Origin of the sequence: Pseudoalteromonas sp. NZS11_1 (genome assembly GCF_015864275.1) — a bacterium.
In the GTDB taxonomy this organism is placed as follows: Bacteria; Pseudomonadota; Gammaproteobacteria; order Enterobacterales; family Alteromonadaceae; genus Pseudoalteromonas; species Pseudoalteromonas arctica.
This window is the reverse complement of the sequence record NZ_JADYXK010000001.1, coordinates 256345-268907: the sequence shown is the minus strand read 5'-3', so window position 1 is coordinate 268907 and position 12563 is coordinate 256345. Positions and strand designations below refer to the sequence as shown.

General features: G+C 40.9%; 15 protein-coding genes and 3 tRNA genes. 5 read left to right on the top strand and 13 right to left on the bottom strand.

Annotated elements, in window-relative coordinates:
- Positions 1 to 77: 77 nt before the first annotated feature.
- The 4 genes from I6F44_RS01100 to I6F44_RS01085 all read right to left on the bottom strand — a co-directional run bounded on the left by I6F44_RS01100 (position 78) and on the right by I6F44_RS01085 (position 2895).
- A complete protein-coding gene (locus I6F44_RS01100) occupies positions 78 to 284 on the bottom strand; it encodes a PspC domain-containing protein (protein WP_010554259.1) in 207 nt (68 codons plus the stop codon).
- Between the two features lie 9 nt (positions 285 to 293).
- A complete protein-coding gene (locus I6F44_RS01095) occupies positions 294 to 974 on the bottom strand; it encodes a PspA/IM30 family protein (RefSeq protein ID WP_197173151.1) in 681 nt (226 codons plus the stop codon).
- Between the two features lie 244 nt (positions 975 to 1218).
- On the bottom strand, positions 1219 to 2151 hold the full coding sequence (gene dusA, locus I6F44_RS01090; RefSeq protein WP_231612776.1) for a tRNA dihydrouridine(20/20a) synthase DusA: 933 nt from the start codon (positions 2149 to 2151) through the stop codon (positions 1219 to 1221).
- A 123-nt stretch (positions 2152 to 2274) separates the two neighbouring features.
- Positions 2275 to 2895, bottom strand: coding sequence for a MarC family protein (locus tag I6F44_RS01085; protein ID WP_024589771.1), 621 nt, complete (start codon positions 2893 to 2895; stop codon positions 2275 to 2277).
- A gap of 95 nt (positions 2896 to 2990) precedes the next feature.
- Here I6F44_RS01085 and I6F44_RS01080 point away from each other — a divergent pair, with 95 nt between their 5' ends.
- From I6F44_RS01080 to I6F44_RS01070, 3 genes are all read left to right on the top strand, one after another.
- Positions 2991 to 3428, top strand: coding sequence for a transcriptional repressor (locus I6F44_RS01080; protein WP_024599240.1), 438 nt, complete (start codon positions 2991 to 2993; stop codon positions 3426 to 3428).
- A gap of 75 nt (positions 3429 to 3503) precedes the next feature.
- Positions 3504 to 3971 carry a chemotaxis protein CheX gene (locus tag I6F44_RS01075; RefSeq protein WP_197173150.1) on the top strand — a complete coding sequence of 156 codons (468 nt, stop codon included), beginning with the start codon at positions 3504 to 3506 and terminating at the stop codon, positions 3969 to 3971.
- The gene (locus tag I6F44_RS01070; protein WP_197173149.1) at positions 3968 to 4396 is read left to right on the top strand and encodes a secondary thiamine-phosphate synthase enzyme YjbQ; all 429 of its coding nucleotides are present in this window, start codon (positions 3968 to 3970) and stop codon (positions 4394 to 4396) included. Before I6F44_RS01075 ends, I6F44_RS01070 begins: the two co-directional genes overlap by 4 nt.
- Positions 4397 to 4619: 223 nt before the next feature.
- Here I6F44_RS01070 and I6F44_RS01065 read toward each other — a convergent pair.
- From I6F44_RS01065 to orn, 4 genes are all read right to left on the bottom strand, one after another.
- A tRNA-Gly gene (locus I6F44_RS01065) sits at positions 4620 to 4695 on the bottom strand.
- Between the two features lie 43 nt (positions 4696 to 4738).
- Positions 4739 to 4814, bottom strand: a tRNA-Gly gene (locus I6F44_RS01060).
- Positions 4815 to 4857: 43 nt separating this feature from the next.
- Positions 4858 to 4933: transfer RNA gene (locus I6F44_RS01055), tRNA-Gly, on the bottom strand.
- 198 nt (positions 4934 to 5131) lie between these two features.
- Positions 5132 to 5677 (bottom strand): oligoribonuclease, encoded by a 546-nt coding sequence (orn, locus tag I6F44_RS01050; protein WP_004336052.1) that lies wholly within the window; start codon positions 5675 to 5677, stop codon positions 5132 to 5134.
- Positions 5678 to 5798: 121 nt separating this feature from the next.
- On the opposite strand from orn, the gene rsgA reads away from it, so the two are divergent.
- The gene (rsgA, locus tag I6F44_RS01045) at positions 5799 to 6857 is read left to right on the top strand and encodes a small ribosomal subunit biogenesis GTPase RsgA (protein ID WP_024606370.1); all 1059 of its coding nucleotides are present in this window, start codon (positions 5799 to 5801) and stop codon (positions 6855 to 6857) included.
- 15 nt (positions 6858 to 6872) lie between these two features.
- Entirely contained in the window at positions 6873 to 7739 is an 867-nt protein-coding gene (gene asd, locus I6F44_RS01040) for an archaetidylserine decarboxylase (protein WP_024606371.1), read from the top strand.
- Positions 7740 to 8143: 404 nt separating this feature from the next.
- Here the strand turns inward: asd and I6F44_RS01035 are convergent, their stop codons facing one another.
- The 5 genes from I6F44_RS01035 to I6F44_RS01015 are packed head-to-tail and all read right to left on the bottom strand — an operon-like array spanning position 8144 to position 12487.
- Positions 8144 to 8893 carry a HesA/MoeB/ThiF family protein gene (locus tag I6F44_RS01035; protein ID WP_197173148.1) on the bottom strand — a complete coding sequence of 250 codons (750 nt, stop codon included), beginning with the start codon at positions 8891 to 8893 and terminating at the stop codon, positions 8144 to 8146.
- Positions 8894 to 8928: 35 nt separating this feature from the next.
- The gene (gene thiE / locus I6F44_RS01030) at positions 8929 to 10464 is read right to left on the bottom strand and encodes a thiamine phosphate synthase (RefSeq protein ID WP_197173147.1); all 1536 of its coding nucleotides are present in this window, start codon (positions 10462 to 10464) and stop codon (positions 8929 to 8931) included.
- A 10-nt stretch (positions 10465 to 10474) separates the two neighbouring features.
- Positions 10475 to 11266 (bottom strand): thiazole synthase, encoded by a 792-nt coding sequence (locus I6F44_RS01025; RefSeq protein ID WP_197173146.1) that lies wholly within the window; start codon positions 11264 to 11266, stop codon positions 10475 to 10477.
- 5 nt (positions 11267 to 11271) lie between these two features.
- Positions 11272 to 11466: a sulfur carrier protein ThiS gene (gene thiS / locus I6F44_RS01020; RefSeq protein WP_197173145.1), complete on the bottom strand. Its 195-nt coding sequence runs from the start codon at positions 11464 to 11466 to the stop codon at positions 11272 to 11274.
- 7 nt (positions 11467 to 11473) lie between these two features.
- Positions 11474 to 12487: an FAD-dependent oxidoreductase gene (locus tag I6F44_RS01015; RefSeq protein WP_197173144.1), complete on the bottom strand. Its 1014-nt coding sequence runs from the start codon at positions 12485 to 12487 to the stop codon at positions 11474 to 11476.
- Between the last annotated feature and the right edge of the window lie 76 nt (positions 12488 to 12563).

Genomic DNA, 12563 nt, shown 5'->3' with positions numbered 1-12563 from the left:
GTTCTACATAAAATTTTCAACAACGTTATAAAGTAATTTAATTTGTTAAATTGTTCAAATATTTATGCCTGTTGGTATTAATACTCTTTATTTTCAAGGCAGCAATGCGCTATAAAATAACCAAGTGCAATTGCAAACGGAAAACTCAAAAACAACAAAATAGTAACTACGCGTGTTGCCCATACAGGAAAGTCCAATCTACGAGCTAAACCACTACAAACACCTGATATTTTTTTATTTAGAGTATCTTTATACCAACCTCGTTGACGATTAAAGCTGTTCATAGCAATCTCCTAAGCAGTGTGTTTTAAATTAGTATTTAAGTTCGCTTTTAAGCGAGCCAGTTCAGCATCAATTTTTTCATTTTTAACTAACGACTCAATTTGGGCACTCGTAGAGCTTGCTGTATCAGTCAGCTCATAAGCCTCTACTTGAGCTTCAATACCTTCAACACGCTGCTCTATTTGTTCAAAACGAGACAACGCATGAGCTACTTTATCGCTTTGTAGTTGCGTACTGATTCGCCCTCTAGCAATAGCAACATTATGACGCTGCATTAACTGAGCTTGCTTAGTTTTGGCCATAGCCATTTTTTGCTGCAGACGCTCACAATCAACCTTAATTTTTGCAATAGACTCTTGTAGTGTTTCTAGTTGAGTTTGCTTATTCTCAATGCTTTCGTTAACGCGCTGCTTTTCAAGTAAGGCAGACTTAGCAAGGTCATCACTGCCCTTCTCAACCGCATGTTCAGCCTTAACTTGCCAAGCTGCTAATTCTGTTTTTTTAGTATCAATTTGACGATTAATTATTTTTTCTTCACACAATAAAGCAGCAGCTGTACTACGACACTCATTCAACGCATCTTGCATGTCGTTAAGCATTAGGTTTAAAAGTTTTTCAGGGTCTTCTGCTTTATCAAGCATAGCCACAATGTTTGATTGAATAACGTCATTTACGCGGTTAAATATTCCCATGGTATTCTCCTGTTGATTTTTAATTAATTTCAACAAGAAGATTCCAAGAGTTGTGCCAAGTCCATCAAAACAAAAATAAAACACTTAAAATCAAGGTGATAAATAATAAGCCATCTAAATTTTAGTGACTTCAAGCTGAACAATATAGAGTGTAATTGGCCAATAAATTATGATTTTGACTAATTTTTAGGATCAAAAAAGCCACTCGAAAGTGGCTTAAATTTAGAATTTTTAAAGCTTAGCTTTATTCTGGTACAAAGCTTAATGCTTTATCCATTACCGATAAATCAGCTTGCTTCCCGTGACCACTTTCAGAAAGGTGGCGCCTAAAGCCTCGTGCACCAGGCTGCCCCTGAAAAATACCGAGCATGTGACGTGCAATATGCCAAAAATTAGCACCCAAACGCATTTCTTCTTCAATGTAGCTGTACATTGAGCGCACTACGTCGTGGCGTGATTGTGTGTTTGCAGCATCACCATAAATTTTCTCATCAACGTCATTGAGCATAAATGGGTTACTGTAAGCTTCACGCCCAATCATTACACCATCGATATGTTGTAAATGTTCTAGGCTCTGCTCAATTGTTTTAACACCGCCATTTAAGCTTAAATCGAGTTGCGGATAATCTTTTTTAAGTTGATAAACACGTAGGTAATCAAGCGGTGGAACTTCACGATTTTCTTTTGGGCTTAAACCATTGAGCCATGCTTTACGAGCATGAATAATAAAGTCATCACACCCTACTTTATGGGACGCTTCAATTAGCGCACATAAAAACTCATACGAATCTTGCTCATCAATGCCAATGCGCGTTTTAACGGTAACAGGAATGTTTACTTCGTTTTTCATTGCTGCAACACAGTCCGCAACTAATTGAGGTTCAGCCATTAAACATGCGCCAAATCGACCATTTTGAACTCTGTCTGACGGGCAACCTACATTTAAATTTATTTCGTCATAACCACGCTCACCGGCTAATTTTGCACATTGCGCAAGCGCTTTAGGATCAGAGCCACCAAGCTGCAACGCCACTGGGCCTTCGTGTTTATTAAAATGTAAGTAGTCGCCTCGACCAAATAAGATAGCTCCTGTGGTTATCATTTCAGTATAAAGCACAGTATGTTTAGTCATTTTGCGATGAAAAGTACGACAATGGCGATCAGTCCAATCAAGCATTGGTGCCACAGAAAAGCGTCTATCCAAAGTACATTTATTCAAAGCAAACCTCAGGGTATTAAAGTTATTAAGCACAGCTTAAAAGGCGCTGCATTTTACACAAAAGCCTAACGGGCATCAATGTTAAGAGAACACCTGCAAGCCAAAATAATGGGCTATGCCATTTAAAATATTGGTAACCGCAACCGAACTTAAAATAAGCCCCATAATTCTACTTATTATACTTGCACCACTGTCACCAATTAATTTATGTACATGCGTTGCAAGCAATAACAAAACCAGTACAACCGCTAATACAGCAAGCATCATTGAAGACGTTAGTAACTGCTCAACCCAGGTATACTCTTCATTACGAGTCATTAATACGGCGCCTAACATAGCGCCCGGGCTCGCAATAGATGGAATCGCTAACGGAAAAATAGCGGTTTCAGTACTATCGCGCACACTTTTAATTTCGGCTTCAGGTTTACTTTCACCAAATATCATTGAAAGCGCAAAAATAAGTAATATGATTCCGCCGGCTATTTGAAAAGCCGAAAGTGGGATTTCAATTGCGTTAAGTAATTGCTCACCTGCAAGTACAAAAAATAAGAGCACTAATGCAGATACGCCTACCGCTTTAAATATAACTTTACGTTTAAATTTCTCATCATCACCACGTGTGACTGCAATAAATACAGGGACAGTGCCAATGGGGTCAATAACCGCAAAAAAGAAAATAAATATAGCCAATAGTTCGTGCATTACTGGGTTTCCTAGGTAAAAAGCGCTTAATAAAAACGCTGCAACTACAACACAGTATGTTAGTATACCACGGTAGCATAAGGATAAGAGTAATGATGAATATAGAATCACTCGTAAGTAAAGCAAAACAAGTTTGTGACAACCGTGGTGCGCGTTTTACGCCTATCCGCGAGAAAGTATTTCGTCTATTAGCCAGTGCACAAGGTGGTGTTGGTGCATACGATTTGCTTGAGCAATTAAAAGTAACTGAAACAGGTGCTAAACCTGCAACTATTTATCGTGCATTAGACTTTTTAGCTGAACTAGGTTTTATTCATAAAATTGAAAGCACAAATGCATTTATGCTGTGCCATCATTTTGATCATATTCATCCTGTACAGTTATTAATTTGCGATACCTGTGGATTTGTTAAAGAGTTGCACTCGACCGTTATCTCTCATGAGTTGAATAATTTAGCCGCTGAAGGTGGCTTCGTTGTTTCTGGACAAACAATCGAAGCACATGGCAAATGTGAGTCTTGTAGAGCATCATAATCCCCCAAAATTATCCTTAGTGGCTATACTCATACTATATAGCCATTTATTAGCCCCAATTTAAGAGTACCCACTATGAATGTAGAGTTCATCAATCCGTTTTTATCATCTTTAATTAATGTTTTGAGCACTATGGCTCAAACTCAATTAAAACCGGGTAAACCTCGCATTAAAACTGATGAGATTGCCTGTGGTGATGTATCAGGTTTGATTGGTATGGTTGGCCCGCAAACTCGCGGATCATTTTCAATTACGTTTGATGAAGGGCTAGCATTAACCATTATGGAACGTATGCTTGGGGAAAGGCCAGATAGTATAGATGAAGAAGTAACAGACATGGTTGGCGAGATAACCAACATGGTAACCGGCGGTGCTAAAAACTTACTAGGCGAGAAAGGCTTCGACTTTGATATGGCAACGCCTATTGTGGTGTCGGGTAAGGGTCATACTATTACTCATAAAAGCCAAGGTAAAAAGATTATCATGCCATTTAGCTGTGACGCTGGTAATGCAAACATTGAAGTTAGCTTCGATAAACTATGAGTTGGCAGCAAAAGCAAATTACATTAAAACCTCGCCCGCGAGGTTTTCATATAATTGATGACGAAATATTGTCTCAACTTCCTGAACTGGCAAATTACAAAATAGGCTTGTTACATTTATTTATTCAGCATACCTCAGCAAGTCTTACCATAAACGAGAATGCAGACCCCACTGTTCGTATGGACATGGAAAGCCATTTCAATAAATTTGTTCCTGAACGTCAACCTTATTATCGTCACGATTATGAAGGTGATGACGACATGCCCGCACATATTAAAACCAGTACGTTAGGCTGTGAGTTAAGTATTCCTATTTCAAATGGTTATTTAGCGTTAGGTACATGGCAAGGTGTTTACTTGGGGGAGCATCGTGATTCTGGTGGCTCAAGGCAAATTATAGCGACTATTCAAGGGGAGCTGTTTTAACACAAGCTTCTCGGTTTAAAATGTTAACCTCTGTTTTTCTTCAGTCATACCCTCATAGATTCCAAATACGCCACTCTATAGACGTAAATCTTAGGCGCGCGAAGTAATAATTTCTAATAATCAAAACTTCAATGCTGAATATTACACATAGAATAAAGTAGATGAGAGATATTTTAAATTATGATTTTTTAATACAGAAAATTTTGAAAGGATATAAAATGATTGGAGCGGTACACGAGGCTCGAACTCGTGACCTCGACCTTGGCAAGGTCGCGCTCTACCAACTGAGCTAGTACCGCATTACTTAATTTACTATCACTACAATTTCTTTTGGTTAGAAATTGGAGCGGTACACGAGGCTCGAACTCGTGACCTCGACCTTGGCAAGGTCGCGCTCTACCAACTGAGCTAGTACCGCATTTTACTTCTTTTAATCACTACAATTTCTTTTGGTTAGAAATTGGAGCGGTACACGAGGCTCGAACTCGTGACCTCGACCTTGGCAAGGTCGCGCTCTACCAACTGAGCTAGTACCGCATTTTCACTTCTTCAGTTATTTTACGTTGGTGCGCGACGAGTCGCGTTCAACACTCTAGCAACTGAGCTAGTACCGCATTTTAATTATGGATATAAAATGACCACAATAAAAACAACTCAAACACACTAACCCCGCGTGGGTTATCGTCTTGAGCGGGGCAGGATTCTACAATAATCCGATGTGTTTGCAAGTGTTTTTTACAAATTAAAGAAATTTTCTCTATAGACTTTTAATTCCATAATCGAATCTTTAATATCATCCAGAGCAAGATGCGAGCCTTTTTTGTTCACTTTTGCAAGAACTTCTGGTTTCCAGCGACGTGCTAATTCTTTAATAGTACTTACGTCAAGATTTCGGTAATGGAAAAAATCTTCAAGCTCGCGCATATATTTATTCATAAAGCGGCGATCTTGCCCAATTGAATTACCACACATTGGTGATACACCCGCAGGCACCCACTGTTTTAAAAAATCTAAAGTTTGTGCAACGGCATACTCTTCATCGAAAGTACTTGCTTTACAGCGCGCTGTTAAACCTGACTTTCCATGCTGAGTAGTACACCACTCGTCCATACCATTTAGTAATTCATCACTTTGATGAATAGCGATAGTTGGCCCTTCGGCTAATATATTCAAGTCTGCGTCAGTGACAACCGTCGCAATTTCGAGTATTTTATCGGTCTCTGGTTCGAGCCCTGTCATTTCAAGATCGAGCCAAATTAAATTTGATTTATTAATAGTCATAATTACCTAAGCGGTGCTTTCCTTTAGATCCAACGCATTTCGATATATCATATTAGCATCAACCGTCGAGCTAAAGCTTTTTTTAGGAAAAGCGACATTTAACTAAGGTTATAGGCCTCCAGTGGCAAAACAAAAAAAATTAAGTAAAGGCCAATCGCGTCAGATCAAGGCCAATCACCAAAAGCGCATTAATAGCGCAGACTCAAGACCGGCTAAAAAAGGGGCGCAAGAATGGCAAACCGATAACTTAGGTCAGGTCGAGAGCGCAATTGTGATCAGTCGTTTTGGCCAGCACGCCGATGTAGAAACTGAAAATGGCGATGTACTGCGCTGTAATATACGCCGTACCGTGTCTAATTTAGTGTGTGGTGATGAAGTATTGTTTCGCCGTGCCAAAGTAAGTGAAGGCGATTTAGCCGGTGTAATTGAAGCCACGCAAGAGCGTCGTTCGCAACTTACCCGCCCTGACTTTTACGACGGTGTAAAAGTTATTGCTGCCAACATTGACCAAATACTGATGGTATCAGCTGTATTACCCGAGTTTACCCCTAGTATTATCGACCGTTATTTAATAGCCTGTGAAGATATGGGTATTGAGCCAATTTTAGTACTCAATAAAACCGATTTAATTGACGAAGCAGGCCTTAGCGAAATACAAAAAGTTCTCGATATCTATCGTAAACTTGATTACCAAGTACTCCTTGTTAGTAATATATCAGGCGATGGTATTGATAAATTAAAAGAAGTACTTGTTGATAAAAATAATATTTTTGTTGGCCAAAGTGGTGTGGGTAAATCAACCCTCGTTAATACTGTATTGCCTAACGCTGAAATATTAACTAAAGAAGTATCTGAAAACAGCGGCTTAGGCCAGCACACAACAACAGTTTCACGACTACACCATTTACCAAGTGGCGGTAACCTAATCGACTCGCCAGGAATTCGTGAATTTGGATTATGGCATTTAGATGTTGAGCGTGTAACGTGGTGTTTTAAAGAGTTTAGAGAATTTATAGGCGGCTGCCGCTTTAGAGACTGTAAACATTTAAACGATCCGGGTTGCATAGTTAAAGAAGCTGTAGCCGATGGCAGAATTTCTCAATTGCGCTTTGACAGCTACCACCGAATTTTAGAAACAATGGCCGATGGCCGTGCAGGCGCCCGTGCGCCTCGCGTATAATTTAGGATAAATACTGTGAGTTTAGACAAATTTAAAATCGCAATGCAGTACGCAATGCCAAAACATTTTATTTCACGCGTAGTAGGTAAATTAGCTGCTGCAAAAGCGGGCGCTTTAACAACTACTTTAATTAAACTATTTATTAAGCAATACAAAGTAGACATGAGCGAAGCGCAATACCCAGATCCGGCTCATTATAAAAGCTTTAATGAATTTTTTACTCGTCCTTTAAAAGACGGCATGCGCCCAATGGTAGAAGATAGCAATATCATCACTCAGCCAGTGGATGGCGCAATCAGCCAGCTAGGCGATATTGTTGACGGACAGCTAATACAAGCTAAAGGTCACGATTACAGCTTACAAGCGCTACTAGGCGGCTCACAAGATGACACAACACCATTTTTAGGCGGTAAGTTTGCCACTATTTATTTAGCGCCTAAAGATTACCACCGTATTCATATGCCAATTGATGGCACACTAAGCAAAATGGTTTACGTGCCAGGTGACTTATTTTCAGTAAATCCACTTACAGCGCAAAACGTGCCTAACTTGTTTGCACGTAACGAACGTGTGGTAGCAATTTTTGAAACTGAAATTGGTCCGCTTGCAATGGTACTTGTTGGCGCAACGATTGTAGCCAGCATAGAAACTATTTGGGCAGGTACTGTCACGCCACCAGCAGGTAGCGATGTATTTAGTTGGAAATACCCAACCACTGGCGATAATGCCATCACGCTTAAAAAAGGTGAAGAAATGGGCCGCTTTAAATTAGGCTCTACTGTGGTACTTGCATGGGGTGCTGATAAAGCGGAAATACTGGACGATCAATTACCTGAAGTGGTTACTCGCTTAGGTACTGCGTTTGCAAAAATTAACGACTAAAATCAATCGTTAATTAGAAATCAAAAAACCGCGTTTATTTAAACGCGGTTTTTTGGTTTTGTAGGTGTGAAGCTTGCCCAGGCGGGAAGTGCCGCTTTTAATATTTATAACTGATAGCTTACCTATTCACTAGCTTCTCTAAAGCGCAGCGCTCTCTTAACCTCTTTGTGAATAAATCACTTAAGATCTTATTGCACAAGGAGAAGCAAAAGAGATGTAAATGAGAAGACATCGGGCGTAGAAATTACGAGCTTTACTCGTCACGCCAGCAAGCTGCCCGTCTACAAACAAATTTAACCACAGCGTCAAACTTTACCGGTAGGCGTGAAGCTTGCTCACGCGAAAAGCGCCGTTTTTAATTTTTTAACGCCACATGTAATAACAGACACAAGCCCCTCAAAAACCTATTTACCACACTCTTTACACTCTAAATCTTTAATCACTTTAAAGTGTTGTTGTTTTAAAGTAAGCGCATCAAAGGTTATAAACACACACCCCTCTGCATGCCCCAGCAATAAATTGAGCGTAAGTTGCGCCTGCATAGAACCAATCACACCCAGTAGCGGGCTGATAACCCCTGCGTTACTGCAATTTATAACGGGTGTAGCTTCGCTTTGTGGAAAAACACAGCCATAACACGGGCTATCACTTTGCCTAAAATCAAAGCCCATTAACTGCCCTTTAGCTGCCAATGCAGCACCAGAAATTAACGGTGTTTTATTAGCAATACAATAACGATTAACACTATAGCGAGTACTAAAGTTATCAGAGCAATCAAGTACTATGTCAGCCCCTTTTAGCATGTAGGCTGCATTACTCTCATCTAACTTTTGGCAATGCGTTACTATTTCTATTTGATTATTCAGGCTCGCTAATACTTTACCCGCTGCGGCGACCTTGTTTTGCCCCAAGTGGTTTATTTTATAAAGCACTTGGCGCTGTAAATTTGAAAGTTCTACCTCATCATCGTCAATTAAAATAAGCGTTCCAATACCCGCCGCAGCTAAATACAAAAGTACTGGGCTACCTAACCCGCCTGCCCCAACAACCGCAACCGTTGAAGTTTTAAGCGTTAATTGCCCTTCAAGCCCTACTTCTTCAAGCAATAAATGGCGGCTGTATCGTAGGGTTTCTTTATCGCTTAGCTCATTCACTTTTACTGACCATATTAAGATTAGCCTTGTTAGTATTAATCGGTGCTGCTTATAGCTACTTGCAGAGCGTTTATAGCCTCTACGTAATTATCAGCCTCGGTTATAGCACGCACTACGGCAACACTGCCTACGCCGGTTTTAGCTACCTGCTCAGCACGGCTTAAATCTATACCGCCTATTGCTACTGTTGGGTAACTTTGCATAAGTGGTACAAACTTAATGAGCTTTTCAAGACCTTGTATTTGACCTGTCATGTCTTTTGTTGTGGTTGGGTAAATAGCGCCAAATGCCATGTAACTAGGGCGATAATTATGCGCACGCAGCATTTCATAAAAACCATGAGTCGAAAGCCCAAGCCTTAACCCAGCCTCTTTAATAGCGGCTAAATTAGCAATGTCTAAATCCTCTTGCCCTAAATGCACACCATATGCACCGTGCTTAATAGCTAACTGCCAGTAGTCGTTTATAAATACCTGTGCGTTGTATTGCTTGCCCAGCTCAACAGCTTGCTTAATGAGCCCATCAAGCTCGTCTTGCGTTTTATTTTTAACACGTAACTGCGCTGTTTTAATGCCTTGTTGTAAGCACTTTTCTAACCAATCGGTGCTATCAACAACCGCATATAAGCCCAGCGATTGTGTTTCACAAGGTGCAAAATCAGCAGCCATATTAAAATCAAGCGGCACATCAAAATCTAGTTCATCACCCAGCCAGCTACCTGGCTCAATTACTTGTGGGTAGTCAGCTAAATTAGTGGGAAACGAGGTCTGAGCAACCGGTCCAATCCCCTCGCCGTATCGAACAGACTGTTTTAGCCCTTGGTTTATATATGCCTTAGCTAAAATAAAGGCATCTTTTAATGGGTAGTCTTTAGCTAAACATGCAGCAATTACCGAAGCCATGCTACACCCGGTGCCGTGGTTATGCGGTGTTTGTATTTTTTGATTGCCTAACCAATATTCTTCACCACTTTGCGTATTACTATCAATACAATAATCAATGCAGTAGCCACTTGGGTAATCCCAATGTCCGCCTTTAATAACAACGGCTTTTGCGCCCCAGCTTAACAGCTTATTAGCCGCTTCTTTTATTGCAGCCGGGCCAATTAAATACACACCGGTTAATAACTGTGTTTCGTGTGTATTTGGAGTTATTACATCCACCAGCGGCAGTAAACATTCTTTTATTGCGCTTACCGTGTCTTCTTCTGTTAGTAAGTCACCGCTTGAGGCAATAGCGACAGGGTCATATACAATAACGGGAGGCACAGGCCATTTAGCTTTATAATGACTTATATGTTCGCTGATCAACTGAATTTGCTGCACATTGGCTAACATGCCAATTTTTATCACTTTGGCTTTCATGTCTTTTTCAAGCGCTAGTAACTGCGATTCAATAATATCGGTAGACACTGCATTAATAGCCTCTACGCCTAAACTATTTTGTGCAGTAAGCGCCGTAATTGCCGTGCAGCCATGTACACCAAAACTTTGCATTGCTTTTATATCAGCTTGAATACCAGCACCGCCGCCAGAATCAGAACCGGCAATTGTCCATACTACGTTATTCATATTCTTTCCTTCACTGCTGATGCCAAAATGGCATACCCATTGTTGGGGTTGATGGGGCTGCAACGTCTTTTTCCGGCATCGCTTTTGCTTTGAATGCAAAGCGCCCCGCTTCAACTGCGGCTTTAAATGCGCGGCTCATAGTAATTGGGCAACCCGCCCCTGCAATGGCTGAATTTAATAATACCGCATCATACCCCATTTCGAGTGCTTGGCAGGCATGCGATGGCAAACCTAAACCTGCATCTACTATTAGTGTGGTATCAGGTAAGCGCTCTCGAATAGTTTTTAAATTATAGCTATTTAACAAGCCTTTGCCTGTACCTATTGGCGCCCCCCACGGCATAAGCACCTCACACCCCAGCTCATTTAAGCGCTGGCAAAGTACTAAGTCATCGGTGCAATAAGGCAGTACTTTAAAGCCATCATTAATTAATATTTTTGTGGCTTCAAGTAGCGCAAAAGGGTCAGGCTGTAAATTGTAATCATCGCCAATCAGCTCTAGCTTTATCCAATCGGTGGCAAATACCTCTCGGCACATTTTTGCAAGCGTTATCGCTTCTTTAACACTGTGGCACCCTGCAGTATTAGGGAGTATTTTTAAACCTGTATTTTTTATTAACTGCCAAAAGTCATCACCGGCTGCAGCACTTTGCTGGCGCCTAAGCGACACAGTTACTATTTCAGCCCCAGAGGCAACTATCGATTGGGTCATAATGTCGGGCGACGGATAAAGCGCAGAGCCTATTAATAAGCGACTCTTTATTTGCTCTCCATAAATAGTTAAACAGTCTTTAGTTTGCATAAGCCTTATCCGCCTTGAATAGGCGACAATAGCTCTATATTGTCGCCTTCATTTAATACATAGTTACTGTGCTGACTTTGTGGAATAAATTCGCCATTAATGGCAACCGCATAAGGTGGTGTGGCACCAAAATTATGCAAACAGCTAATTAACTTATTACTTTTTATTGTGAGCACATTGCCATTAATTGTAATGTTCATTTTACTCTCACTCTATTCGTGAAACTGCTTGCGCCACTAATGCCGGCGCCAACATATAACCATGTCGATACAAACCGTTAATGCTAATTACATTACCAACTTGTGATACTTCTGGGCGGTTATCGCTAAATGCGGGGCGTAATCCGGTTTGAATACTAAGTAGTCGTGCTTCGGCAAACCCGCTGTGTACGGTATAAGCCGCTGAAAGTAACTCAAGAGTTGAGCGCACTGTTGCGGCGCCATTGTCTTGTGACTCTATTTCAGTCGCACCAATTACATATTCACTGTTAGGTTTAGGCGCTATATAAATTGGATAACGCGGGTGCATTAAACGCACTGGTCGCGTTAAACTTACCTCTGGTGCGTATAACCTTGCTACTTCGCCGCGCACACCTCTAAGCGGTTTATCAACTTGAGTATTTTTAGCACCAAGCCCACGGCAATCAATAATGTAATCGAATGGTCGATTATTTATTTTGTTGTCGCTAATGGTTACGCGCTGATTAAATACAAACTTTACTTTGCGTTTGTTGAGCTGTGCAAAGCTGGCTTTATAAAATGCTTGGTTATCTATTTGCCCCTCGCAGGGTAAAAATAAACCTTGATTAAAGCGCCCTGCTGCAAGTTCAGGTTCAAGCATTGTAATTTGCTGAGCATTTATATGCTCGGCAGTATGATCAGCTAGCGGTTTTATACGCTGTGCAAAGCTTTGTAAATCGCCTTTGTCCTGTTGGTGCGCAATGACCAAAGTGCCTTGCTGCTGAAAAAAAACGTCACTTTCAAGTTCAGCAATAATACCCGGCCAGCGCTTCATTGAATCAAGACCCATTAAAGCTAAATCAGCCTCGCACAATACCGACTCAGCCAAGGGCGCAAGCATTGCTGCAGCCACTTTACCGGCGCTATTTGGGGTTTGCTCATCGTCAGCTTCAAACACCGTTACATGATGCAACTTACTTAGCTCAAGGGCAGCTAAGCGCCCTGCTAAACCAAAACCCACCACAGCAATGTTATAAAACATAAAACCTCCAAAGCAGTTATTAGTAGGTGCGAATTCACTCGCACTTCTTCAACTTTTAAAGAAGCGAGGTATAAAA